The 21,879-nt window shown below is 70.4% G+C and carries 26 protein-coding genes; 18 read left to right on the plus strand and 8 right to left on the minus strand.

Annotation, left to right across the window (positions count from 1 at the left end):
• Nucleotides 1-7 precede the first annotated feature (7 nt).
• The 14 genes from JHB91_RS06955 to mgtE all read left to right on the plus strand — a co-directional run bounded on the left by JHB91_RS06955 (nucleotide 8) and on the right by mgtE (nucleotide 11,439).
• Nucleotides 8-556, plus strand: coding sequence for an HAD-IIIA family hydrolase (locus JHB91_RS06955; protein ID WP_199472218.1), 549 nt, complete (start codon nucleotides 8-10; stop codon nucleotides 554-556).
• Nucleotides 553-1,113, plus strand: coding sequence for an LPS export ABC transporter periplasmic protein LptC (lptC, locus tag JHB91_RS06960; RefSeq protein WP_199375054.1), 561 nt, complete (start codon nucleotides 553-555; stop codon nucleotides 1,111-1,113). The genes JHB91_RS06955 and lptC overlap by 4 nt, the downstream gene beginning before the upstream one ends.
• A complete protein-coding gene (lptA, locus tag JHB91_RS06965; protein ID WP_255527520.1) occupies nucleotides 1,094-1,615 on the plus strand; it encodes a lipopolysaccharide transport periplasmic protein LptA in 522 nt (173 codons plus the stop codon). Before lptC ends, lptA begins: the two co-directional genes overlap by 20 nt.
• Entirely contained in the window at nucleotides 1,615-2,334 is a 720-nt protein-coding gene (lptB, locus tag JHB91_RS06970) for an LPS export ABC transporter ATP-binding protein (protein WP_199375052.1), read from the plus strand. The genes lptA and lptB overlap by 1 nt, the downstream gene beginning before the upstream one ends.
• A gap of 35 nt (nucleotides 2,335-2,369) precedes the next feature.
• Nucleotides 2,370-3,815, plus strand: coding sequence for an RNA polymerase factor sigma-54 (locus tag JHB91_RS06975; RefSeq protein ID WP_199375051.1), 1,446 nt, complete (start codon nucleotides 2,370-2,372; stop codon nucleotides 3,813-3,815).
• Between the two features lie 107 nt (nucleotides 3,816-3,922).
• Nucleotides 3,923-4,249, plus strand: coding sequence for a ribosome-associated translation inhibitor RaiA (gene raiA / locus JHB91_RS06980; protein WP_199375050.1), 327 nt, complete (start codon nucleotides 3,923-3,925; stop codon nucleotides 4,247-4,249).
• A gap of 27 nt (nucleotides 4,250-4,276) precedes the next feature.
• Nucleotides 4,277-4,747 carry a PTS sugar transporter subunit IIA gene (locus tag JHB91_RS06985; RefSeq protein ID WP_199375049.1) on the plus strand — a complete coding sequence of 157 codons (471 nt, stop codon included), beginning with the start codon at nucleotides 4,277-4,279 and terminating at the stop codon, nucleotides 4,745-4,747.
• Nucleotides 4,744-5,700, plus strand: coding sequence for an HPr(Ser) kinase/phosphatase (hprK, locus tag JHB91_RS06990; protein ID WP_199375048.1), 957 nt, complete (start codon nucleotides 4,744-4,746; stop codon nucleotides 5,698-5,700). Before JHB91_RS06985 ends, hprK begins: the two co-directional genes overlap by 4 nt.
• Entirely contained in the window at nucleotides 5,697-6,566 is an 870-nt protein-coding gene (gene rapZ, locus JHB91_RS06995; RefSeq protein ID WP_199375047.1) for an RNase adapter RapZ, read from the plus strand. The genes hprK and rapZ overlap by 4 nt, the downstream gene beginning before the upstream one ends.
• 67 nt (nucleotides 6,567-6,633) lie before the next feature.
• On the plus strand, nucleotides 6,634-7,026 hold the full coding sequence (locus JHB91_RS07000; RefSeq protein WP_199375046.1) for a PTS sugar transporter subunit IIA: 393 nt from the start codon (nucleotides 6,634-6,636) through the stop codon (nucleotides 7,024-7,026).
• Nucleotides 7,027-7,038: 12 nt separating this feature from the next.
• Entirely contained in the window at nucleotides 7,039-7,308 is a 270-nt protein-coding gene (locus tag JHB91_RS07005; protein ID WP_199375045.1) for an HPr family phosphocarrier protein, read from the plus strand.
• Nucleotides 7,308-9,032: a phosphoenolpyruvate--protein phosphotransferase gene (gene ptsP, locus JHB91_RS07010; protein WP_199375044.1), complete on the plus strand. Its 1,725-nt coding sequence runs from the start codon at nucleotides 7,308-7,310 to the stop codon at nucleotides 9,030-9,032. The genes JHB91_RS07005 and ptsP overlap by 1 nt, the downstream gene beginning before the upstream one ends.
• Nucleotides 9,029-9,970: a 2OG-Fe(II) oxygenase gene (locus JHB91_RS07015; protein WP_234446989.1), complete on the plus strand. Its 942-nt coding sequence runs from the start codon at nucleotides 9,029-9,031 to the stop codon at nucleotides 9,968-9,970. The genes ptsP and JHB91_RS07015 overlap by 4 nt, the downstream gene beginning before the upstream one ends.
• Before the next feature lie 107 nt (nucleotides 9,971-10,077).
• On the plus strand, nucleotides 10,078-11,439 hold the full coding sequence (mgtE, locus tag JHB91_RS07020) for a magnesium transporter (RefSeq protein ID WP_199375043.1): 1,362 nt from the start codon (nucleotides 10,078-10,080) through the stop codon (nucleotides 11,437-11,439).
• A gap of 13 nt (nucleotides 11,440-11,452) precedes the next feature.
• Here the strand turns inward: mgtE and JHB91_RS07025 are convergent, their stop codons facing one another.
• From JHB91_RS07025 to JHB91_RS07035, 3 genes are read right to left on the minus strand one after another with little or no spacing between them, the layout of a single operon-like run.
• Nucleotides 11,453-12,427 carry an aspartate carbamoyltransferase catalytic subunit gene (locus JHB91_RS07025; RefSeq protein WP_199472219.1) on the minus strand — a complete coding sequence of 325 codons (975 nt, stop codon included), beginning with the start codon at nucleotides 12,425-12,427 and terminating at the stop codon, nucleotides 11,453-11,455.
• Nucleotides 12,424-12,885 (minus strand): Holliday junction resolvase RuvX, encoded by a 462-nt coding sequence (gene ruvX / locus JHB91_RS07030; RefSeq protein WP_199375041.1) that lies wholly within the window; start codon nucleotides 12,883-12,885, stop codon nucleotides 12,424-12,426. The genes JHB91_RS07025 and ruvX overlap by 4 nt, the downstream gene beginning before the upstream one ends.
• Nucleotides 12,885-13,445 carry a YqgE/AlgH family protein gene (locus JHB91_RS07035; protein WP_199375040.1) on the minus strand — a complete coding sequence of 187 codons (561 nt, stop codon included), beginning with the start codon at nucleotides 13,443-13,445 and terminating at the stop codon, nucleotides 12,885-12,887. Before JHB91_RS07035 ends, ruvX begins: the two co-directional genes overlap by 1 nt.
• An 85-nt stretch (nucleotides 13,446-13,530) precedes the next feature.
• Here JHB91_RS07035 and JHB91_RS07040 point away from each other — a divergent pair, with 85 nt between their 5' ends.
• Entirely contained in the window at nucleotides 13,531-15,378 is a 1,848-nt protein-coding gene (locus JHB91_RS07040) for a DUF4153 domain-containing protein (RefSeq protein WP_199472220.1), read from the plus strand.
• Nucleotides 15,379-15,415: 37 nt separating this feature from the next.
• On the opposite strand, the gene JHB91_RS07045 is transcribed toward JHB91_RS07040, so the two are convergent.
• The 4 genes from JHB91_RS07045 to JHB91_RS07060 all read right to left on the minus strand — a co-directional run bounded on the left by JHB91_RS07045 (nucleotide 15,416) and on the right by JHB91_RS07060 (nucleotide 19,227).
• Nucleotides 15,416-15,877, minus strand: coding sequence for a peptidylprolyl isomerase (locus JHB91_RS07045; RefSeq protein WP_199472221.1), 462 nt, complete (start codon nucleotides 15,875-15,877; stop codon nucleotides 15,416-15,418).
• A gap of 427 nt (nucleotides 15,878-16,304) precedes the next feature.
• Entirely contained in the window at nucleotides 16,305-16,931 is a 627-nt protein-coding gene (locus tag JHB91_RS07050) for a superoxide dismutase (protein ID WP_199375038.1), read from the minus strand.
• A 115-nt stretch (nucleotides 16,932-17,046) separates the two neighbouring features.
• Nucleotides 17,047-18,177 carry a PilT/PilU family type 4a pilus ATPase gene (locus JHB91_RS07055; RefSeq protein ID WP_182822668.1) on the minus strand — a complete coding sequence of 377 codons (1,131 nt, stop codon included), beginning with the start codon at nucleotides 18,175-18,177 and terminating at the stop codon, nucleotides 17,047-17,049.
• Nucleotides 18,178-18,189: 12 nt separating this feature from the next.
• Nucleotides 18,190-19,227: a type IV pilus twitching motility protein PilT gene (locus JHB91_RS07060; protein WP_199375037.1), complete on the minus strand. Its 1,038-nt coding sequence runs from the start codon at nucleotides 19,225-19,227 to the stop codon at nucleotides 18,190-18,192.
• A 137-nt stretch (nucleotides 19,228-19,364) separates the two neighbouring features.
• Here JHB91_RS07060 and JHB91_RS07065 point away from each other — a divergent pair, with 137 nt between their 5' ends.
• Genes JHB91_RS07065 through JHB91_RS07075 form a run of 3 tightly spaced genes read left to right on the plus strand, consistent with a single transcriptional unit; the run spans nucleotide 19,365 to nucleotide 21,434 of the window.
• On the plus strand, nucleotides 19,365-20,057 hold the full coding sequence (locus JHB91_RS07065) for a YggS family pyridoxal phosphate-dependent enzyme (protein ID WP_199472222.1): 693 nt from the start codon (nucleotides 19,365-19,367) through the stop codon (nucleotides 20,055-20,057).
• Between the two features lie 50 nt (nucleotides 20,058-20,107).
• Entirely contained in the window at nucleotides 20,108-20,953 is an 846-nt protein-coding gene (gene proC, locus JHB91_RS07070) for a pyrroline-5-carboxylate reductase (protein WP_199472223.1), read from the plus strand.
• A 7-nt stretch (nucleotides 20,954-20,960) separates the two neighbouring features.
• The gene (locus JHB91_RS07075; RefSeq protein WP_199472224.1) at nucleotides 20,961-21,434 is read left to right on the plus strand and encodes a DUF4426 domain-containing protein; all 474 of its coding nucleotides are present in this window, start codon (nucleotides 20,961-20,963) and stop codon (nucleotides 21,432-21,434) included.
• 9 nt (nucleotides 21,435-21,443) lie between these two features.
• Here JHB91_RS07075 and JHB91_RS07080 read toward each other — a convergent pair whose 3' ends face one another.
• Nucleotides 21,444-21,839 (minus strand): DoxX family protein, encoded by a 396-nt coding sequence (locus tag JHB91_RS07080; protein ID WP_199375033.1) that lies wholly within the window; start codon nucleotides 21,837-21,839, stop codon nucleotides 21,444-21,446.
• Between the last annotated feature and the right edge of the window lie 40 nt (nucleotides 21,840-21,879).

Below are 21,879 nucleotides of genomic sequence, written 5' to 3' on the forward strand. Positions count from 1 at the left end.
GGCACCCATGCCTCCCGCGTCCCCCGCCACTGTTTCCACCGAAGTGCTCGCACGCGCCGCACGTGTGCGCCTGGCGTGCTTCGACGTGGACGGCACCCTGACCGATGGCCGCCTGTACATCGGCGACGACGGCCGCGAGACCAAGGCATTCCACGTGCACGATGGCATGGGCCTGTCGCTGCTGCGCCGCGCCGGCATCGCGGTCGCGTTCGTCACCGCGCGCGACAGCCGCGCCGCGGAACACCGCGCGCGCGACCTCGGCGTCGACGTCCACGTGGGCGTGAAGGACAAGCGCGCCTGCATCGAATCGATGCGCGAGCGGCTGGGCCTGGCTGCGGACCAGGTGGCGTTCATGGGCGACGACCTGACCGACCTCGAGGTGCTGGCCGCGGTCGGCTTCGCGGCGGCGCCGGGCAACGCCCATCCGTCCATCCTCGGCCATGTCCACTGGCAGGCCATGCGGCGCGGCGGCGAAGGTGCGGCGCGCGAGTTCTGCGACCTGGTGCTTTCCGCGATCGGTGCCGGCGGTGGCGCTGCCGGCGACATGCCGCAATGACCTGGCGCACGCCCGTCACCCTGGTGCTGCTGGTGGCCGCGCTGCTGAGTGGCTGGTCCGCCTGGCGCCAGCGCGCCGGCGACGCACCCACGTCCGTCGCCAGCCACCGTCCCGACTATGTGCTGCAGGATTTCGAACTGGTCTCGCTCGACAACGCCGGCAAGGAGGCCTTCACGCTGCGCGCGCCCTCGCTCAAGCGCGACCCGCGCGACGAGACCATGGCGCTCGAGTCGCCGGTATTCCTGCTGCCCGAACGCGACGGCCTGTACTGGGACCTGCGCGCGCGCACCGGCTGGATCAGCGCCGACAGCGAGGAAATGCGCCTGCGCGGCGACGTGGTGGCGGTCACCGACCCGGCCGGCGCGCGCGACATGCGCCTGGAAACCGAAGAACTCGATGTCTTCCCGGGCACGCGCCGGGCCCGCTCCAACGTTGCCGTGACCGTCAGCCAGCCCGGCACTACAATGCGCGGCACCGGTATGGAAGCCGACCTGGCCGGGAAGCGCTTCCAGCTCACCTCCAAGGTAAAGACCCGCTATGTCCCCACGCGCCGCTAGCCTCCTGACGGTCCTCGCCTTCGCGTGCGCGGGCTCCGCGTGGGCGAAATCCACCGACCGCAACCAGCCGATGGACATCGATTCCAGCAGCATGGACTGCTCGGTCGAAGATACCGGCGGCCCCTGCGTGTTCACCGGCAACGTGCGCATCGTCCAGGGCACGCTCGACATCCGCGCCAGCAAGGCCGACGTGCGCCGCGGCGGCGACGACATCCAGAAGGTCATCCTCACCGGTGGGCCGGTGCGGCTCAAGCAGCAACTCGACAGCGGTGGCGCGATCGACGCCAGCGCCCAGAACGTCGACTACGACCTGCGCACCGAGACCGTGGTCTTCACCGGCAACGTCGAACTCGTGCAGCCCGGGCGCGGCACGATGAGCGGCGCGCGCATCACCTACAACATGCGCACCGGCCATGTGCAGGGCGCGGGCAGCGCGACCGGCGGCCAGATCCGCACGCGCATCCTGCCCAAGGCTGCGCAACCCGCGCCGGGCGGCGGCTGATGCTGGTCGCCGAGGGCCTGCGCAAGCGCTACGGCCAGCGCGAGGTCGTGCGCGAGTTCGGCCTGACCCTCGACGCCGGCGAAGTCGTCGGCCTGCTCGGGCCGAACGGCGCCGGCAAGACCACCTGCTTCTACATGATCGTCGGCCTGGTGCCGGCCGACGCCGGACGCATCGTCCTCGACGGCCGCGACATCACCGGTGAGCCGATGCACCGGCGCGCGCGCCTCGGCGTCGGCTACCTGCCGCAGGAACCGTCGGTGTTCCGCAAGTTGAGCGTCGCCGACAACATCATGCTGGTGCTCGAGCTGCGCGACGACCTCGACCGCCAGGGCCGCGAGGCCGAGCTGGCGAAGCTGATGGACGAACTGCAGGTGGGCCACGTTGCCGGCCAGACCGGCGCCAGCCTGTCGGGCGGCGAGCGCCGCCGCGTCGAGATCGCGCGGGCGCTGGCCGCCAAGCCCCGGCTGATGCTGCTCGACGAACCGTTCGCCGGCGTCGATCCGATCTCGGTCGGCGAGATCCAGCGCATCGTGCGCCACCTCAAGAACCGCGGCATCGGCGTGCTCATCACCGACCACAACGTCCGCGAGACCTTGGGCATTTGCGACCGCGCGTATATCCTCAGTGATGGTGGCGTGCTCGCGCAGGGGGCTCCGGACGCGCTGCTGGCAAATCCCGACGTGCGCCGGGTCTACCTGGGGGATGCGTTCCGCCTGTAGCCGTCGCGCGTCGCCCGCCATGAACCGGGGACGCCGTGAAGCCTCGCCTGCAGACATCGTTGGGACAACAGCTGGTGCTCACGCCCCAGCTCCGCCAGGCGTTGCACCTGCTGCAGTTGGCGACGCCCGAGCTCGAAGCCGAGATCAACGCGGCTGTCGAAAGCAATCCGCTGCTCGACTGGGAAGAGCCCGCCGCGACCGGCGATGGCGATAGCGATGGCGGCGAGCAGCACCACGACTCCCCTGGCAACGACACCGAAGCCGCGCGCGATGACGACCGCGGCGACGACTCCTGGCAGGACGATGGCGACGGCGCGTGGTCCGGGAGCGGCGGCAGCGGCGGCAACGATGACGGCGATGGCGACGGCGACGCGTCCGAGCGCATCGCCCAGTCGGAAACGCTGCGCGACCACCTGTCCTGGCAACTCAACCTGAGCCACCTGTCGCCGCGCGAAGTCGCGGTCGGCGAAGCGATCGTCGATGCCATCGACGATGACGGCTACCTGCGCGAGCCGCTGGCCGCGATCGCGCAGGGCCTGGCACCCGAGATCGAGTGCAGCGAAGCCGAGGTCGCCTGCGTGCTGGGCAAGGTCCAGCGCCTGGATCCCACCGGCGTGGGCGCGCGCGACCTCGGCGAATGCCTGCTGCTGCAGCTGGCCGTCCTGCCCGCCGACACGCCAGGCCTGGACGGCGCGCGCCGCGTCGTGTCCACGCTGATCGACCGCCTCCCGCGGCTCGGCGTGTCCGGGCTGGCAGATGCATTGGGGTGCGACGCGGCGGACGCCGAAACCGTCCTGCACCTCATCCGCAGCCTCGACCCGCGCCCGGGCGCCCAGGTGGGCGGCATGCCCCAGGACACCTACGTGGTACCCGACTGCAGCATCGTCCGCCGCAACGGCATGTGGCGCGTGGTGCTGGCCGGTGGCAGCCACTCGCGGCTCACCATCCACCGCGGTTACGAGCAGATGCTGCAGCACGCCGCCGGCGCCGATGCCGGCTACCTGCGCGGCCGCCTGCAGGAGGCGCGCTGGCTGCTGAAGAACATCGAGGCGCGCGGCGAAACCCTGCTCAAGGTGGTGCGCTGCCTGGTGCGCGAGCAGTCCGGCTTCCTCGAGTTCGGCGCACAGGCGCTGCGTCCGCTCACCCTGCGCGAAGTGGCGGCGCAGATCGGCATGCACGAGTCGACGGTCTCGCGCGCGGTATCGCGCAAATACGTGCACACGCCGCGCGGCACCTTGCCGCTGCGGGCGTTCTTCGCATCCGGCATCGACACCGGCTCCGGCGGAGAAGCGTCCAGCACCGCCATCCAGGACATGATCCGCCGGCTGGTGGAAGCCGAGGACCCGCGCAAACCGCTGTCCGACGCGCGCCTGGCGGCAAGCCTGAAGGCCAGCGGCGTGCCTGTGGCCCGGCGCACCGTGGCCAAGTACCGCGAGGCGCTCCACATCGCCTCTTCGCACGAGCGCGTGCGTATCGCCTGAACCGCGATGCAACCTTTCCGGCCCTCCGGCCGTGGGTTAACCTGTCCATGACCATCGCGCCGTCGACTTGCGCGATGCTGGGTTCCCACCGAACGAGGAGGTTGCCGATGCGTATCGAGACCCATGGCCAGCAGATGGATGTCACACCTGCCCTGCGCGACTACGTCGAGACCAAGCTCGGGAGGCTGTCGAGACTCTACGATCCGCCGCTGGAGATGCGCACCCAGCTCAGCATCGACAAGCCCGACCACCTCGCCGAGGTCACCGTCTCGGTGTCCGGCAAGATGCTCCACGCCGACGCCCGCGCGGTCGACATGTACGCGGCGATCGATCTCCTGGCCGACAAGCTCGACCGCATGCTCGTCAAGGAGAAGAAAAAGCTCATCGACCAGCACCGCCGTGGCGGCAACCCGCTGCGCGAAGAAGCCGGCTGACGCCGAGACAGGAAGGACCCGGGGGGCATGCCTTACACCGACCTGCTGGCCGCGGAGCGCATCGTGCTGCTGGCCGCGCCCGGCAGCCGCGACCAGGTGCTCGACGCCGCCGCGCGCCTGCTCTGCGACGCCGACCCCGGGTCCCGCGCGGCGCTGGCCGCAGGCCTGCGTGAACGCGAGGCGGTCGGCAGCACCGCGATCGGCCACGGGGTGGCCATCCCGCACTGCCGCAGCGGTGCCCACGCCGCCAGCGCGGCGTTCCTGAAACTGTCGCCCGCCGTGGACTTCGGCGCGCTGGATGGCGCACCGGTCGACCTGGTGTTCGCCATGGGCGTACCGGTCGGCAGCGCGCAGCAGCACCTGGACACCTTGTCCGAACTCGCCGCGCGCTTTGCCGACGCCGAATTCCGCGACGCGCTGCGCGCCGCGCCCGACCTGCCCGCCCTGCGCAGCGTATTGCTGCGCGACGCCGCAGCGCCCGGGAGTGGAAGCGCATGAATGCCGCAATCACCGCGCGGGAGCTGTTCGAGCAGCTGCGCGAACGCCTCGGCCTGCGCTGGCTGGCAGGCCAGGGGGGCGCGGCCCGACAGCTGGAGACGGTCGACACCGTCGCGCGGCGCCCGTCGCTCGCCGGCTATCTCAACATCATCTACCCCAACAAGGTGCAGATCCTGGGCTCGGAGGAGCTCGCCTGGCTCGACGGCCTTGACTCGCGGGCGCGCTGGGAGACGCTCGAGCGGATCCTGCAGTACCGACCGCTGGCGCTGGTGGTGAGCAAGGACCAGTCCTGCCCCGAAGACCTCCGCAAGATGGCCGAGGAATCGGGTACGCCGCTGTGGTCCTCGCCGCGTCGCGGCCACGAACTGCTCAACATGCTGCAGTACCACCTCGCCGGCGCCCTCGCGCCGCAGGTGACGCTGCATGGCGTATTCATGGAGATCTATTCGGTCGGCGTGCTGATCACCGGCGAGTCCGGCACCGGCAAAAGCGAGCTGGCGCTCGAGCTGGTCACCCGCGGGCACCGCCTGGTCGCCGACGACGCTCCGCAGTTCGCCCAGATCGCGCCCGATGTGCTCGACGGCACCTGCCCCGAGCTCCTGCAGGACCTGCTCGAGCTGCGTGGCCTGGGGGTGCTCAACATCCGCGAGATGTTCGGCGACACCGCGGTCAAGCGGAACAAGTACCTGCGCCTGGTCGTGCACCTGGCGCGCCCGGACGCCGCCGCCGAGGCGCAGGACGCCAGTGGCATGGTGCGCCTCACCGGCGACCTCGGTTTCCGCCGCGTGCTCGACCTGGACGTACCGATGATCACCCTGCCGGTAATGCCCGGCCGCAACCTCGCGGTGCTGACCGAAGCGGCGACCCGCACGCACATGCTGCGTGCCAAGGGCGCCGACCCGGCGGTGGCATTCCTTGCACGCCATTCCAGGTTCCTCGAGGGTTCGTCATGAACGATGCCGGCCACTCGCTGCTGATCGTCAGCGGCATGTCGGGCAGCGGCAAGACGGTCGCGCTGAACACGTTCGAAGACATCGACTTCTACTGCGTCGACAACCTCCCGGCCGAACTGCTGCCGGATTTCGTGCGCAGCGCCACCCATCCTGAACGCGCATCGCAGAAGCTTGCGGTGGGCATCGACGTGCGCAGCCGCGGCGACCTCGCCAATCTCCCCGAGTGGCTGTCGGCGGTCGGGGCGATGGGCCTCGACCCGCGCCTGGTGTTCTTCGATACCCGAAACGAGGTGTTGCTCAAGCGCTACTCCGACACCCGCCGCCGCCATCCGTTGACCCGCTTGGGGCTGGCGCTGAACGACGCCATCTCGCTCGAGCGCCAGGTCCTGAAGCCGCTGCGCACGCAGGCCGACGTGATCATCGACACCAGCGAACTCAACGTGCACCAGCTGCGCCGGCGCGTGCTGACCGAGCTCGGGCTGGCCATGGATTCGTCGCTGTCGCTGCTGTTCGAATCCTTCGCCTACCGCCACGGCGTTCCGCCGGACGCGGACTTCGTGTTCGACGCGCGCGCCCTGCCCAACCCGCACTGGGACGCGCGCCTGCGCCCGCTGTCCGGGCGCGACGGCGGCGTGCGCGAGTACCTGGAGGCGCAGCCTGACGTGTTGGAGTACCGCAAGCACGTCTCCGATTTCCTCGACATCTGGCTGCCGCGCATGCGCTCGTCGACGCGCAGCTACGTCACCATCGCGTTCGGATGCACCGGCGGCCGCCACCGCTCGGTCTACCTGGCCGAGGCGATGGCCGCGCACGCCCGGGCGCAGGGCTGGCACGAGGTCGCCACCCACCACCGCGAGCTGGATTGAGTCGTCCGGCGAGCTATCGGCCCACCGGCGCTTCCTGACGGTCATCCGCCTCTGTTAATTTGTGCCGATGGCTGTCGGCATACTCCTGGTCACCCACGAAGGCATCGGTACCGCGCTCGCCGCGGTGGCGACCACCCTCTTGCGCACCCTGCCGTTGCGCGTCGAGGCGTTCGAGGTGCCGTTCGAGGCCGATCCGGACGTGTTGCTGCCGCAGGCGAGTGCGGCGCTGCGCCGGGCCGACGGCGGCGACGGCGTGCTGGTGCTGACCGATGTCTACGGCGCCACGCCCAGCAACATCGCCGCGCGCCTGGCGCGCCTGGGCACGCCCGTGCGCCGTGTGTCCGCGCTGAGCCTGCCGATGCTGCTGCGCGTGCTCAACTATCCCGAGCTCGCGCTCGACGACCTGCCCGCGGTGGCCGCCGCCGGCGCGCGCAATGGAGTGGTCCACGATGACGCATGAGGCAAGGCAGCCATGATCGAGCGCGAACTCCTGGTCGCCAACAAGCTGGGGCTACACGCCCGTGCCACCGCCAAGCTGGTGCAGGCGCTGTCGGGCTACGGCTGCAACGTCACCCTCACCGCCAAGGGGCGCGAGGTGAACGCGAAGAGCATCATGGGCGTGATGCTGCTCGCCGCCGGCCCGGGCACCACCGTGGTGCTGCGCACCGACGGCGTTGACGAGGAAGCGGCGGCAGATGATGTCGCCGCCCTGTTCGAGCGGCGTTTCGACGAGGACAGCTGATGCGCAGGGAGCTGCCCGGGCACGGTGCATCCAGGGGCAACGCCCTCGGCCGCGCCCGGGTCCGCCAGCCGCACGCGCTGGAAGTCGCCGAAGAACACATCCGCCTGGCCGACGTGCCCGGCGAGCTCGCGCGCCTGCACCAGGCGCTCGACGCGGTGCGCGAGGAGCTGCGCATGATGCGCTCGCGCCTGCACGGCGCGCTGGCCCAGGAAGTCGGCGAGTTCCTCGACCTGCACGCGCTGCTGCTCGACGACCCCGAACTCCTGCAGGGCCTCGACGACCTGATCGCCAAGGGACTGTACGGCGCCGACTATGCCTTGCGCCTGCAGCGCGACCGCCTGGCCGCGGTGTTCGAGGGGATGGACGACCCCTACTTCCGCAGCCGCATCGAGGACATCGACCACGTCATCCGCCGCGTGCACGCCGTGCTGCACCAGCACGATGCCACCGTCGAGGGCGTGGCCGGCGAGATCCTGGTCAGCGACACGCTCGCGCCGTCGGAAGTCGCGCGCCTGCAGTCGCAGGGCGTGCTCGGCATCGTCACCTCGGGTGGCAGCACGCTGTCGCACAGCGCCATCCTCGCCCGCAGCCTGCACCTGCCGCTGGTGGTGGGCGCGGCGCATGCACTTGGCCAGGTGAACGACGGCGACGTGCTGCTCATCGACGGCACCACCGGCCAGGTCATCGTGGACCCGGATGGCGACGACCTGCTCGCCCATCGCGCACGCGTGCGCGAGGGCAAGCGCGAGCGGCGCCAGCTGCACCGCCTGCGCCGCGAGCCCACGCGCACCCGCGACGGCATGGACGTGCGCCTGTTCGCCAACGCCGAATCGCGCGAGGACGTGGCCGAGGCGCATGCGCTCGGCGCGGCCGGCGTGGGCCTGTACCGCACCGAGTTCCTGTTCCTGCAGCGCAACGAACTGCCCGACGAGGACGAGCAGTTCCTCGCCTACCGCGACCTCGTGCTCGGCATGACCGGACGCATGGTCACCATCCGCACGCTCGATGTCGGCGCCGACAAGGCCGACCGCAGCGGACTGGCGCTGGTCAACGAGCCCAACCCGGCCATGGGCGTGCGCGGCGTGCGCCTGGCGCTGCGCCGGCCCGAGGTGATGGAGACGCAGCTGCGCGCGATCCTGCGCGCGTCCGCCTACGGCCCGCTGCGCATCCTCGTGCCGATGGTGACCTGTCGCGAGGAGGTCATCGCGGTGCGGCGCGCGGTACGCCAGGCCACCCTGCGCCTGCGCCGCGAAGGCCACGTGGTGGCCGACGGCATCGCGCTCGGCGCGATGATCGAGGTCCCGGCTGCGGCATTGGCGCTGCCGTCGCTGATCGACAAGCTCGACTTCATCTCCATCGGCACCAACGACCTGGTGCAGTACCTGCTGGCCGCCGATCGTGGCAACGACGCGCTCGACGCGCTGCACAGCCCGCTGCATCCCGCGGTGCTGCAGCTGCTGCAGGCCGTGATCGCCACCGCGCGCGCGCACGACACGCCGGTAGCGGTGTGCGGCGAGATGGCCGGCGATGCGATATTCACCCCGCTGCTGCTCGCGCTCGGGCTCGAGGAGTTCAGCCTGCATCCGGGCACCCTGCTCGAAGTCCGCCGCGCGGTGCGCGCGCATGACCTGGGCGACCTGCAGCGACGCGCGCCGGCGTTGCTGCGCGCGCGCGACCGCGCCGGCATCGTCCGGTGGCTCAGGCAGTGCGAAGGCGGCATGTGAGCGACGGCGCGGTACCACCTGCGATCGTGGCACCGGCCGTGGCCGAAGCGGCGGATGCGGTGCGCGCGCGGTTCACCGCCGCACGACCGTTCGCGCACTGCGTCATCGACGGCTTCTTCGATGCCGCGTTCGCCAATGCGCTGCTGCGCGACTTTCCCGCCTTCGAACGGGGCAACCACCTCAACGAGCATGGCACCGCGGGTGGAAAGTCCGTGGTCGAGCGCATCCGCGGCCTGGGCGACGCCTGGCGCGCGCTCGACGACTGCGTGCAGTCCGCCGGATTCCTCGGCCTGGTCGGTCGCATGACCGGCATCCCGGACCTGCTGTATGACCGCGATTACTTCGGTGGCGGCAGCCACGACAACCGCGATGGCCAGAGCCTCGACGTCCATATCGACTTCAACCACCACCCCGGCACCGGCTGGCACCGTCGGCTCAACCTCATCGTGTACCTCAACCACGAGTGGGAGGCGGGCTGGGGTGGCGCGCTCGAGCTGCATCGCGATCCGCGCGATCCGGCACGCGACGAGGTCGTGTCGGTGCTGCCGCTGTTCAACCGCTGCGTGATCTTCGAGACCACGGAGCACAGCTGGCATGGCTTTTCTGAAATCCACCTGCCTGCCGAGCGGGCCGCTCTGTCACGGAAATCCGTGGCGCTGTATTTCTATACCCGCGAGCGCCCTGCCGATGAGACCGCGCCGCGCCACTCGACGGTCTACGTGGACCGGCCGCTGCCGGCACACCTGCAGCCCGGGCATGTGCTGCACGCGGACGACGTCACCGCACTGCATGAACTCCTCGCGCGACGCGACCAGCACAACCTGCGCCTGTACCGGGAACTCGAGGCGTTGCAGGCAAGGCTGGACCAGTCCGCTGTCGGGCGGCTGGCCGGTCTCGCCCGGCGCGCCGCCGGACGCCTGCGACGCACGCGCGGATAACGCACGCACACGGCGGTGGGCAAGGCCCGCCATGCGGGCGATAATGCGCGCATGAACGCCTGACCCTGTCGCGCACTCCGTCGCGCGACGCTCCCCGGAAGCCCGCCATGGCCGAAGCCGTCCGCCACGACAAGACCGCGCGCCAGCTGCGCCTGCTGTCGGACGCCATCGACAGCGGCCGCCTGGGCCCGGTGCGGCGGCTGGTCAACACGCTGGCGCCGGCCGAGATCGGCAACCTCCTCGAATCCCTCCCTCCGGGCCGCCGCATGGTGGTCTGGGGCCTGGTCGATCCCGAAGACGACGGTGAAGTGCTGGTCCACGTCGGCGACGAAGTGCGCGAAAGCCTGCTCGCCGACATGGACACCGATGAAATCGTGGCCGCGGTCGAGGACCTCGACATCGACGACCTCGCCGACCTGGTGGGCGACCTGCCCGGCACGGTCATCGAGGAAGTCCTCAAGTCGATGGACCGGGAGAACCGCGAGCGCCTCGAACAGGTGCTGTCCTATCCCGAGGACACCGCCGGCCGCCTGATGAACCCGGACGTGGTGACGGTGCGCGCCGACACTACGGTGGACGTGGTGCTGCGCTTCCTGCGCCTGCGCGGCGAGCTGCCCGAGCACACCGACCACCTGTACGTGGTCAACCGCCGCCACCAGCTGATCGGCTGGGTGGCGCTGCAGGACCTCGTGACCCATGAGCCTGCGAGCCCGATCAACCGCCTGATCGACGATGCGTTGACGGCGATCCACGTCGACGAATCCGCCGAATCGGTGGCGCGCCAGTTCTCCGACCATGACTGGGTCTCGGCGCCGGTGGTCGACGAGGGTAACGTGCTGCTTGGCCGCATCACCATCGACGACGTGGTCGACATCATCCGCGACCAGGCCGAGCACCAGGCGCTCGGCGCCGCTGGCCTGGACGAGGACGAGGACCTGTTTTCGCCGGTGCGGCGCGCGGTGCGCGGGCGCATCGTGTGGCTCACGGTCAACCTCGCCACGGCGTTCCTCGCCGCGTGGGTGATCGGCCGCTTCGAAGGCACCATCGAGCGGATCGTGGCGCTGGCGGTGCTGATGCCGATCGTGGCCGGCATCGGCGGCAACGCCGCCATGCAGGTGCTGACGCTGATCGTGCGCGGCCTGGCCCTCGGCCAGGTGGGCGCGAGCAACGCGCGCGTGCTGCTGTGGAAGGAGCTGCGCGTGGCGCTGATCAACGGGCTCTTGATCGGCTCGTTCGTGGGCCTGGTGGCCTTCGCGTGGTTCCACGACTGGCTGCTCGGCGTGGTGATCGCCGTCGCGCTGGTCATCAATTTCTGCGCCGCGGCGCTGGCCGGCGTGCTGGTCCCGCTGGCCATGAAGCGCGCCAACATCGATCCGGCCGTCGCCGGCGGCGTGGTCGTCACCGCCGTCACCGACGTGATGGGTTTCTTCAGCTTCCTCGGCCTGGCGACGGTGATCCTGCTGCGCTGAGGCGCGGCGCCGCTCAGGCGAGCAGCGCTTCCAGCACGGCCATGCGGATCGCCACGCCATTGCCGACCTGGCGCAGGATCAGCGACTGCGCGCCGTCGGCGACCGCGTCGTCGATCTCCACGCCGCGGTTCATCGGCCCGGGGTGCAGGACCACTGCATCTGGAGCGGCGCGCAGCAGGCGTGCCGTGGTCAGCCCGAAATCGCGGTGGTAGGCCTCGAGCGACGGCACCAGGCCTTCGACCATGCGCTCGCGCTGCAGGCGCAGCATCATCACCGCGTCCACGCCGTCGAGCGCGGCGTCGAGGTCGTCGCCGACCACGCAGCCGGCGAGCGTGTCGTCATCCGGGAGCAGCGCGCGTGGGCCGCAGGCGCGGATCTCGCCGATGCCGAGCGTGCGCAGCGCATGCAGGTCGGAGCGCGCGACGCGCGAATGCCTGATGTCGCCGACGATCGCCACCTTGAGCCGCGCGAAATCGGCGCCCTTGGCCTGGCGCAGGGTCAGCATGTCGAGCAGCCCTTGCGTGGGATGCGCGCTACGGCCGTCGCCGGCGTTGACCACAGCGGTGCCGGGCTGCGCGGCGGCGGCAAGCGCGGCGGCAGCGCCGTCGGCGTGGTGGCGCACGATGAAGCCGCGCACACCCATCGCCTCGATGTTGCGCAACGTGTCGAGTGCGGTCTCGCCCTTGCTGGTCGACGAGGTGGACGCGTCGAAATCCAGCACGTCGGCCGCCAGGCGCTGCGCGGCACGCTGGAACGACAGCCGCGTGCGCGTGGACGGCTCGAAGAACAGCGTGCACACGGCGCTGCCCGCGAGCGCGCGCGGGTCCGCCGCGCCCTGGCCATCGACGAATGCCTGCGCGCGGTCGAGCAGGGCCACCAGCGTCGGGCGCGTCAGTCCTTCCAGGGTCAACAGGTGGCGCAGCCGGCCGTCGTCGTGGGTCTGTACGGGCAGGAGCGGCGGCGCGACCGGTTGCTGCGATGCGGTCATGGCGTCACCGCCACCGCATCCTGCGGCGCCGCCAGCCAGCGTTCGATGATCACCGCAGCCGCCACCGCATCCAGCGCCGCGGCATCGCGCCGGCGACGGCGGCCCTCGGCGCGGTCGAGGGCGAAGCGCTGCGCGGCCTCGATCGAACTCGAACGCTCGTCAACCAGCACCACCGGGATTCCGTAGCGCACCGCCAGCGCGTGCGCGAACGCGTGGGCGCGTGCGCGGATCGGCTGGTCGCCGCCTTCGAGTGTGAGCGGATCACCGACCACGCAGCCGTCCGGGCCCCACTCCTTCCTGATCCGGTCGATCGCCGACCAGTCCACCGCGTCGCCGTGCACATCGACCACTTCCAGCGCGCGTGCGCCGTGGCCGAACGCGCTGCCAACGGCCACCCCGATGCGGCGCGAGCCGACATCGAAGCCAAGCACCGTGCCGTCGCTGCGGATCGTGCTCATCAGGCGTGCCCGGAGTAGTCCGCCATGCGCGCCATGTCGACGCCGATGCGGGCGGCGGCGGCCTGCCAGCGCGATTCCAATGGTTCTTCGAACAGCAGCGCGGCGTCGGCGGGCACGGTGAGCCAGCTGTTCTCGGTGAGTTCGTGCTCCAGCTGCCCGGCGCCCCAGCCCGCGCAGCCCAGCGCCATCGTCACGTTCGCCGGGCCTTCGCCAACGGCCATCGCCTCGAGCACGTCGCGCGAGGTGGTGACGAACAGGCCGTCGGCGATCGCCAGGCTGGAATCCCAGCCACGATCGCCGTCATGCACCACGAACCCGCGCTCCGGGTGCACCGGCCCGCCGGCGAGCACCGGCACCGCGCACAGCGCCTCGTCGGCGCAGGCGATGCCCATCTGCGAGAACACGTCGCCGAGCGCGTAATCGGACACCCGATTGACCACGATGCCCATCGCACCCTGGGCATCGTGCTGGCACACCAGCGCCACGCTGCGCGCGAAATGCGGATCGGAAAGCGCGGGCAGCGCGACCAGCAACTGGTTGGCGAGCGGGGACATCGACATGCCGCCATTCTAGCCAGTGGCGGCCGACCTCGCCTCTACCCGCGCAGGCATACTCGCCGCACCGACGACCGCAGGATGCAAGCCGATGACCGTGGACACCCCGCTGCCCAGGAACGAACGCGCGTTCATCGTGCTGCTGGCCGTCCTGCAGGGCGGACTGATGTTCATGGCGCAGAAGGGCGACGCCGCGGGCTGGTGGCCGTTCGACGCCCTCGGCGGGCGCGTCTGCTGGTACACGCTGGTCCTCTCGGTGCCGACGATGATGGCGCTGAGCGTACGGCGCCTGCGCGACGCGCGGTTCTGGCAGCACGCGATCGCGACCACGGTGGTGGTCGCCGCGCTCGCGGCCTGGGCGGCCTGGAACGCCACCGGCGGGCCCGGTATCCGCGCCTCCGAGGTGCTGGCGCCGTTTGGCGTGTCGATGGCCATCGGCCTGTTCGTGATCCTGCCCTGGCTGCAGTGCCGGCTGGCAGACGGGCACTGGCGCGCCGCCTACCCGGCGCTGGTCGAACACGCCTGGCAGAACGCGCTGACCCTGGCGCTGGCCGCGCTGTTCACCGCCATCTGCTGGGCGGTGCTTTACCTGTGGGCGGCGCTGTTCGCGCTGGTCAAGATCACCTTCTTCCGCGAGCTGTTCCGCGAGGACGCGTTCGTCTATCTCGCCACCGGCGCCATGGCCGGGCTCGGCGTGCTGATCGGCCGCACCCAGGCGCGCGCGGTGCAGGTCGCGCGCCAGATGCTGTTCGCGATCTTCACCGGCCTGCTGCCGCTGCTTGCCTTCATCGCCGTGCTGTTCGTGGTGAGCCTGCCGTTCACCGGGCTCGCGCCGCTGTGGGAGCGGGCGTCGGCGGCGACGATCCTGGTCAGCGTGGTCGCCCTGCTGGTGGTGTTCACCAATGCCGTGTTCCAGGACGGCGAAGGCACGCCGCCCTACCCGGCCTGGCTGCGCCGCGTCGTGGACGCCGGGCTGCTGGTGCTGCCGTTGTACGCCGTGCTCGCGCTCTACGCCCTTTGGCTGCGCATCGCGCAGCATGGCTGGACCAGCGCACGCGTCTGGGCGGTGCTGCTGGTGGTCGTGGTCGCGGCTCACGCGTTCGGTTACGCATTCGCCGCGCTGCGCGGGCGCGGCCACTGGCTGGGGCCGGTGCGCGGCGTGAACCGGGTGATGTCCTGGGTGGTGGTGGCGCTGGTGGTGTTGGCGAATTCGCCGGTGATCGACGGCCAGCGCATCGGCGTGGCAAGCCAAGTGCAGCGCCTCGCCGATGGCCGCACCGCGCCCGACGACGTCGACCTGGCGTGGCTGCGCTTCGACAGCGGACGCCGCGGCTACACGGCCGCGCTGTCGCTGCGCGACGATCCGGCGTTCAACGGCGACCCCGCGCGCCTCGCCGAACTCGAGCGGGTGCTGGCCCGGCCATCACGCTGGGGCGGGTTCGAGCCGGGCGACGACAACCGCAAGCGCGACGCGGGCGCGCTGCGCGCCGGCCTGCAGCTGGCAAGCAACGCCGTCGCGCCCGAGGACAGCTGGTGGCAGGCGCTCGCCGCCGGACGCCTGGGCGCCGAAGAATGCCTGCGCGAGGGCTCGGACTGCATCCTGCTCACCCCGGACCTGGACGGCGATGGCACGCGCGAAACCCTGCTGTGCGTGATGCGCGAGGACATGGGCGGCGACTGCACGCACGCCACGCCCGGTGCCGATGGCGCCTGGCGCGTGACCGGCAGCCTGGGCCTGTGGCAGCAAGCCGATGGCGGGCGCGCGGGCCGGCGGGAACTGCGCGCCGACCTGCTTGCCGGGCGCATCGCCCCCCAGCCGCGCCGCTGGCCGGACGTGCGCATCGGTGATGGCCCGGTGCGTGAGTTCCACGACAACCGGAGCGAGGCGACGGTCGAGGTCGACGCCAGCACTGGGGCGTGCATCGACTGCGGTCTCTGAGCGTTCGCCGCGCCTCGGGCACCCGGGCGTGTTTGCCTCAGCCGAGGCCGAACTGCACCTCGTCCGGCGTCGGCACGCGCACCGAAATCACTTCGACTTCGGCGCGAAACGCGCGCCCGGCCAGCGGGTGGTTGCCGTCGACGGTGATGACGTCGCCGGACACCGCGGTCACCACCACCTCCAGCGGCCCGCTGGCGGTGGTGGTCTCGAGCTTGTCGCCGACCCTGGGCTCCGACGGCGCGCGCCACATCGCGCGCGGCAGGGTCTGCACCAGTGCGTCGTGGCGCTGGCCGAAGCCATCTTCCGGCGCCACCACCACCTCGAGGCGGTCGCCGGCCCTGCGTCCTTCGAGCGCCTGCTCCAGCCCGCGCGCGATGCCGCCGCTGCCGTGCATATAGGTCAGCGGCTCGTGGCCGCGTGTGCTGGTGATCGCCTGCCCGCTGACCGCGTCGGTCAGCGTGAAGTGCACGGTGGCAATGCGGCGGTCTGCGATATCCATCGGCGGCGCGGTCCTGGAAGGGTGTCGCCGCAATCCTCGCCAGCGTGGCGCCGAGGCGCAACCCCGGGCGCGCCCGGGCGTGATGAGCAACCGTCGTGATTCCTCACGATGGAGGAAAAGCGTTGCGCTGATGCGGGCACCCGGTACGCCGCAGTACGCGGTGGTTCCCGGAGCACAGCCCGCGATCCCGTGCATTTGCTCTCCGGCACCAGCGACGCGCGCAGAGCACCAGAGTGGCCGGGAGGCCTTCGCGGGGAAGTCAAGGAGGAGGCAGCCGCCGCAAGGCGGATGCCGGGGGACATGAGCCGCGAAGGCCTCACGGCCACCACGGGGCCCTCGAGGCCAAACAAGAAAAAGCCCCGCATTGCTGCGGGGTCTGTCGGTTCGGAGCCACTATCCCCGGCACTGCCGGGGAAGCGCGCGCGGCTCAGCCCGCGATGGCTTCCTGGTAACGGCGCTCGACTTCGTTCCAGTCGACCACGTTGTAGAACGCACCGATGTAGTCCGGGCGGCGGTTCTGGTACTTCAGGTAGTACGCGTGCTCCCACACGTCCAGGCCGAGGATCGGGGTGTTGCCCGAACCGATGCCCTTCATGAGCGGGCTGTCCTGGTTGGCGCTGCTTTCAACCAGCAGCTTGCCGGCCTTGTCGGTGGACAGCCACGCCCAGCCGCTGCCGAAACGGGTCAGTGCGGCCTTGGTGAAGGCTTCCTTGAACGCGTCGAAGCCGCCGAGGTCGCTGTCGATGCGCTTGGCCACATCGCCCACCGGATTGCCGCCACCCTCATGCGACATCACCGTCCAGAACAGCGAATGATTGGCGTGGCCGCCGGCGTTGTTGCGCAGCGGGACGCGCTTGTCCTCGGGCAGCTTGTCGAGGTTGGCGATGATCTCTTCGGCGCTCTTGTCGGCCCACTCCGTGCCTTCCAGCGCGGCGTTGGCGTTGTTGATGTAGGTCTGGTGGTGCTTGGTGTGGTGGATTTCCATCGTCTGCGCGTCGATGTGCGGCTCGAGCGCGTCGTAGGCGTAGGGCAGCTTCGGCAGGGTGAAGGCCATGGGGATCTCCGGAAGGTTGGAACGGCCGATCATTGTCGCCGCTGGAAGGTAAAAAGTGCGCAAACGCGAAGGGCGCCACCCGGCGCCCTTCGCGGAACACGTGAAATGCTGCGTTTCAACGCACCTCGGCAACCTCGACCCCGTCCAGCCCCTGCGACAGCGTGCGCGCGTCGCCACCCTGCGCCAGCTTGATGCGCAGGCGCACCTCGTTGGCGGAGTCGGCGTAGCGCAGCGCGTCCTCGTAGGAGATCTCGCCGGCCTGGTAGAGCTCGAACAGCGCCTGGTCGAAGGTCTTCATGCCGAGGTTGGTCGACTCCTTCATCACTTCCTTGAGCTTGTGGATCTCGCCGTCGCGGATGTAGTCCTGCACCAGCGGCGTGCCGAGCATGATTTCCATCGCCACGCGCCGGCCCTTGCCGTCCGGCGTCGGGATCAGCTGCTGCGCCACCACGCCCTTGAGGTTCAGCGACAGGTCCATCAGCAGCTGGCCGCGACGGTCCTCGGGGAAGAAGTTGATGATGCGGTCCATCGCCTGGTTGGCGTTGTTGGCGTGCAGCGTGCACAGCACCAGGTGGCCGGTTTCGGCGAAGGAGATGGCGTGGTCCATGCCCTCGCGGGTACGCACCTCGCCAATCATGATCACGTCGGGGGCCTGGCGCAGGGTGTTCTTGAGCGCGTTCTCCCAGCTGTCGGTGTCGATGCCGACTTCACGCTGGGTGATGATGCAGCCCTCGTGCTTGTGCACGAACTCGATCGGGTCCTCGATGGTGATGATGTGCCCGGTGGAGTTCTGGTTGCGGTAGCCGATCATCGCCGCCAGCGAGGTCGACTTGCCGGTGCCGGTGGCGCCAACGAACAGGATGATGCCGCGCTTGGTCATCGCCAGGGTCTTGATGATCGGCGGGAGGTTGAGCTCCTCGACGGTCGGGATCCTGGTTTCGATGCGGCGCAAGACCATGCCCACCTGGTTGCGCTGGTAGAAGCACGACACACGGAAACGGCCCACGCCCGAGACGCCGATGGCGAAGTTGCATTCGTGCGTGCGCTCGAACTCCTCGCGCTGCGGCGGCGACATCACGTTGAGCACCAGGTCGCGCGCCTGCTGCGGCGTGAGCGGGTTCTGGGTGATGGGCGAGATCTTGCCGTGGACCTTCATCGACGGCGGCATGCCGGCGGTGATGAACAGGTCCGAGGCCTTCTGGTGGGCCATCAGCTTGAGGAACGAGGTGAAATCGATGGCGCTCATGTGGTGCTCCGGTTACTCGAACAGCCGCTTGTCCTTGGCGTAATCCTTGGCCTGCGGCCGCGTGACCATGCCGCGCTTCACCAGGTCCTGGAGATGCTGGTCGAGGGTCATCATGCCGTGCTGCTGGCCGGTCTGGATGGCTGAATACATCTGCGCCACCTTGTCCTCGCGGATCAGGTTGCGGATGGCCGGGATGCCGACCATGATCTCCCAGGCCGCCGTGCGCCCGCCGCCCACCTTCTTCAGCAGCGCCTGCGAGATCACCGCGCGCAGCGATTCCGACAGCATCGAACGCACCATCGGCTTCTCGCCGGCGGGGAACACGTCGATGATGCGGTCGATGGTCTTGGCCGCCGAGCTGGTGTGCAGCGTGCCGAACACGAGATGCCCGGTTTCCGCGGCGGTCAACGCCAGGCGGATGGTCTCCAGGTCGCGCAACTCGCCGACCAGGATGTAGTCCGGGTCCTCGCGCAGCGCCGAGCGCAGCGCCTCGTTGAAGCCGTGGGTGTCGCGATGCACCTCGCGCTGGTTGATCAGGCACTTCTGCGCGGTGTGCACGAACTCGATCGGGTCCTCGATGGTGAGGAGGTGCCCGTATTCGGTCTTGTTGATGTGGTCGACCATGGCCGCAAGCGTGGTGGACTTGCCGGAGCCGGTGGGGCCGGTGACCAGGATCAGGCCCTGCGGCTGGTCGATGAGCTCCTTGAAGATCCGCGGCGTGCCGAGGTCTTCGAGCGTCAGCACCTCGGAGGGCACCGTGCGGAACACCGCTCCCGCGCCGCGGTTCTGGTTGAAGGCGTTGACGCGGAAGCGCGCCAGGCCGGGAATCTCGAACGAGAAGTCGACCTCGAGGAATTCCTCGTAATCGCGGCGCTGCTTGTCCGACATGATGTCGTACACCAGCGAATGGACCTGCTTGTGGTCCAGCGCCGGGATGTTGATCCGGCGGACGTCGCCGTCGACGCGGATCATCGGCGGCAGGCCCGCGGACAGGTGCAGGTCGGACGCCTTGTTCTTGACCGAGAATGCCAGCAGTTCAGCGATATCCATGCATGCTCCCCAGCGGCATTGCATCAGTAAAAAATCGAGTGGCCACGCCACCCCGCGGCTGGCGCCAGACTACTCCCCGCAGGCAGTATAGCCCCGTATCCGCGTCACAAATCCACGGTGGCCAGGGAGGCGGACCGATGTCATCCGGACGGCTCGAACGCGTACTTCGCGACATTGAAAACGCATCCCGCGACGCCGGAAGGCCATGCGCGCGGCTGGTCGCGGTGGGCAAGACCCGCGACGCCGCCGAGCTTGCCGCGCTCGCTGTGGACTGGGCGAGGGCGAAGCCGGGCGTGGTGCCCGCGTTCGGCGAGAACTACGTCCAGGAGGCCGCGGCCAAGATCGCGGCACTGGAAGGTGCCGGGATCGAATGGCATCTCATCGGCCACCTGCAGTCCAACAAGGCCACGCAGGCCGCCGCGCTGTTCGACTGGGTGCAGTCGGTGGACCGCCTGAAACTGGTCGACGCGCTGGCCGCGGCGCGCCCGGCCGACCGCGCGCCGCTTTCGGTGCTGGTGCAGGTGAACATCGACGACGAGGACAGCAAGCACGGCTGCGCCCCGGGCGACGTGCCCGCGCTGGCCGATGCGATCGCCGCCCGTCCGCGGCTCGCGCTGCGCGGATTGATGGCCATCCCGGCGCCGCGCCCCGACGCCGACGCGCGCCGCGCGGCATTCGTCGCGATGCGTGGGCTGTTCGACACCCTGGCTTTGCGCCATCCCGGCGTGGACACGCTGTCGATGGGCATGAGCGCGGACTTCACGGAGGCGATCGCCGAGGGCGCGACGATGGTCCGCGTCGGCACCGCGCTGTTCGGCGCGCGCACCTGACACCGCCTCGGCGACAATGCCGCCGTCCCTCGCCATCCGAGACCGCTGCCATGCCCGCACACGCATCCGCTCCCGCCGACCTCGGCACCACCGCCTTCATCGGCGGCGGCAACATGGCGCGCAGCCTGGTGGGAGGCCTGGTCGCGCGCGGTGTCGATCCCGCGCAGATCCGCGTCGGCGAACCGGTCGCGGCGTTGCGTGATGCGCTGGCGCGCGACTTCGGCGTGCAGGTGTTCGAGCACGCGCGCGATGCGGTGGCGGGTGCCGGCACCTGGCTGCTGGCAGTCAAGCCGCAGGTGATGCGCGAAGTCTGCGAGGACCTGGCCGCCACCGCGCGCGCCGCGCGCCCGCTGGCAATCTCGATCGCCGCCGGCATCACCGCGGCACAGCTGGAGCGCTGGCTGGGCGGCGATGCGGCCGTGGTCCGCGCCATGCCCAACACCCCGGCGCTGCTCGGTGCCGGCGTGACCGGGCTGCACGCCAACCGCCATGTCGATGGCGACGGCCGCACGCGCGCCGAAACGCTGTTGGCCAGCGCCGGCGCCACCGTGTGGATCGACGACGAAATGCTGATGGACGCGGTCACCGCGGTGTCGGGCAGTGGCCCGGCGTACGTATTCCTGCTCGCCGAAGCCATGGAAGATGCCGCGCTTGCGCAGGGCCTGCCCGCGGACGCCGCCCGCACCCTGGTGCTGCAGACCATCCTCGGCGCCGCGCGCATGCTGGCCGAGTCCGGCGAGGCGCCGGCCGAACTGCGCCGCCGCGTCACGTCGCCCGGCGGCACCACCCAGGCAGCGGTCGAAGCCTTCGAGTCCGGCGGACTGCGCCCGCTGGTGGCCGCCGCCATCGACCGCGCCACCGTGCGTGGTCGCGAACTGTCCGCCGCCAATGACTGATCACGCCATGACCCCTCGGCTGCGCCGCTCCGCCCTGTTGGCCGTTTCGCTGGCAGCCGCGCTGGCCGCCTGCGGCAACGGCCCCGCGCCGTCAGCACCGCCGAATGCGGTCGAACCTCCCGCCGAACTCCGCGTCGGCGACCGCGTGTTGCGCGCCAGCCTGGTGCCCGCGGGTGCAGTGGGTGCGGCGATGGCCCGGGAATACGGCGTCGATCGCCAAGCCGGCGGCATGGTGCTGGTGATCGGCCTGCGCACCGGCGCGGACGAGACATCGCTGCCGGCGCGCGTGGAGGCGCGCGCCAGCGACCTGCTCGGCCGCGGCCAGCCGATCGCGCTGCGCGAGGTGCGCAGCAATGGCTACATCGACTACGTCGGCACCCTGCGCGTGAAGCCGCCCGAGACGCTCAGCTTCGACATCAGCGTGGAGGCCGCGGGCGCCGCGCCGATGACCCTGCGCTTCAGCCGCGACATCCTGCCGTGAGCGCGGTGATCAGCGCTCGTTGATGCCGTAGCGGCCGGGGCCCAGCAGCATGATCGCCACCGCGGTGGCGAGGAACATGCCCTGCAGCTCCAGCGCCCAGCCGCCCTCGCCGTTGAGCTGGCCGAGCTGCCCCATGTGCGCCAGCACGATGGCGAACAGCATGTTGATGGCGACCAGCGCCGCACCGAGGCGTGCATGGAAGCCGAGCAACACCATCAGAGGCGCCAGCACCTCGCCGACGAGCACGCCGTAGGCCAGCACGCCCGGCAGGCCGTTGGCCTCGACCAGGCGCTCGATGCCGGACATGCCGCCGCGCAGCTTGGCCACGCCGTGCAGCAACACAAGCACGCCGAGCGTGATGCGCAACAGGAGGCGGGCGGCATCGTGCATGGCGGCCTGGTTCATCTCGGTTCTCCTCGGTGGTGGCGGATCATCGCAGAGCGCG

This window comes from Luteimonas sp. MC1828, assembly GCF_016461615.1.
Classification (GTDB): domain Bacteria; phylum Pseudomonadota; class Gammaproteobacteria; order Xanthomonadales; family Xanthomonadaceae; genus Luteimonas.

Coding starts and splice junctions, on each gene's coding strand:
- JHB91_RS07075 (WP_199472224.1), top strand. CDS start 20,961: ATGACCCCTCGGCTGCGCCGCTCCGCCCTGTTGGCCGTTTCGCTGGCA.
- JHB91_RS07065 (WP_199472222.1), top strand. CDS start 19,365: ATGTCATCCGGACGGCTCGAACGCGTACTTCGCGACATTGAAAACGCA.
- JHB91_RS07035 (WP_199375040.1), bottom strand. CDS start 13,445: ATGTCGATGTCCCCGCTCGCCAACCAGTTGCTGGTCGCGCTGCCCGCG.
- JHB91_RS06985 (WP_199375049.1), top strand. CDS start 4,277: ATGCCTTACACCGACCTGCTGGCCGCGGAGCGCATCGTGCTGCTGGCC.
- ptsP (WP_199375044.1), top strand. CDS start 7,308: ATGCGCAGGGAGCTGCCCGGGCACGGTGCATCCAGGGGCAACGCCCTC.
- JHB91_RS07000 (WP_199375046.1), top strand. CDS start 6,634: ATGGCTGTCGGCATACTCCTGGTCACCCACGAAGGCATCGGTACCGCG.
- JHB91_RS07025 (WP_199472219.1), bottom strand. CDS start 12,427: ATGACCGCATCGCAGCAACCGGTCGCGCCGCCGCTCCTGCCCGTACAG.
- lptC (WP_199375054.1), top strand. CDS start 553: ATGACCTGGCGCACGCCCGTCACCCTGGTGCTGCTGGTGGCCGCGCTG.
- rapZ (WP_199375047.1), top strand. CDS start 5,697: ATGAACGATGCCGGCCACTCGCTGCTGATCGTCAGCGGCATGTCGGGC.
- JHB91_RS07055 (WP_182822668.1), bottom strand. CDS start 18,177: ATGAGCGCCATCGATTTCACCTCGTTCCTCAAGCTGATGGCCCACCAG.
- JHB91_RS07050 (WP_199375038.1), bottom strand. CDS start 16,931: ATGGCCTTCACCCTGCCGAAGCTGCCCTACGCCTACGACGCGCTCGAG.
- JHB91_RS06955 (WP_199472218.1), top strand. CDS start 8: ATGCCTCCCGCGTCCCCCGCCACTGTTTCCACCGAAGTGCTCGCACGC.
- raiA (WP_199375050.1), top strand. CDS start 3,923: ATGCGTATCGAGACCCATGGCCAGCAGATGGATGTCACACCTGCCCTG.
- JHB91_RS07005 (WP_199375045.1), top strand. CDS start 7,039: ATGATCGAGCGCGAACTCCTGGTCGCCAACAAGCTGGGGCTACACGCC.
- lptA (WP_255527520.1), top strand. CDS start 1,094: ATGTCCCCACGCGCCGCTAGCCTCCTGACGGTCCTCGCCTTCGCGTGC.
- JHB91_RS07060 (WP_199375037.1), bottom strand. CDS start 19,227: ATGGATATCGCTGAACTGCTGGCATTCTCGGTCAAGAACAAGGCGTCC.
- hprK (WP_199375048.1), top strand. CDS start 4,744: ATGAATGCCGCAATCACCGCGCGGGAGCTGTTCGAGCAGCTGCGCGAA.
- JHB91_RS07045 (WP_199472221.1), bottom strand. CDS start 15,877: ATGGATATCGCAGACCGCCGCATTGCCACCGTGCACTTCACGCTGACC.
- lptB (WP_199375052.1), top strand. CDS start 1,615: ATGCTGGTCGCCGAGGGCCTGCGCAAGCGCTACGGCCAGCGCGAGGTC.
- proC (WP_199472223.1), top strand. CDS start 20,108: ATGCCCGCACACGCATCCGCTCCCGCCGACCTCGGCACCACCGCCTTC.
- JHB91_RS07040 (WP_199472220.1), top strand. CDS start 13,531: ATGACCGTGGACACCCCGCTGCCCAGGAACGAACGCGCGTTCATCGTG.
- JHB91_RS07080 (WP_199375033.1), bottom strand. CDS start 21,839: ATGAACCAGGCCGCCATGCACGATGCCGCCCGCCTCCTGTTGCGCATC.
- ruvX (WP_199375041.1), bottom strand. CDS start 12,885: ATGAGCACGATCCGCAGCGACGGCACGGTGCTTGGCTTCGATGTCGGC.
- mgtE (WP_199375043.1), top strand. CDS start 10,078: ATGGCCGAAGCCGTCCGCCACGACAAGACCGCGCGCCAGCTGCGCCTG.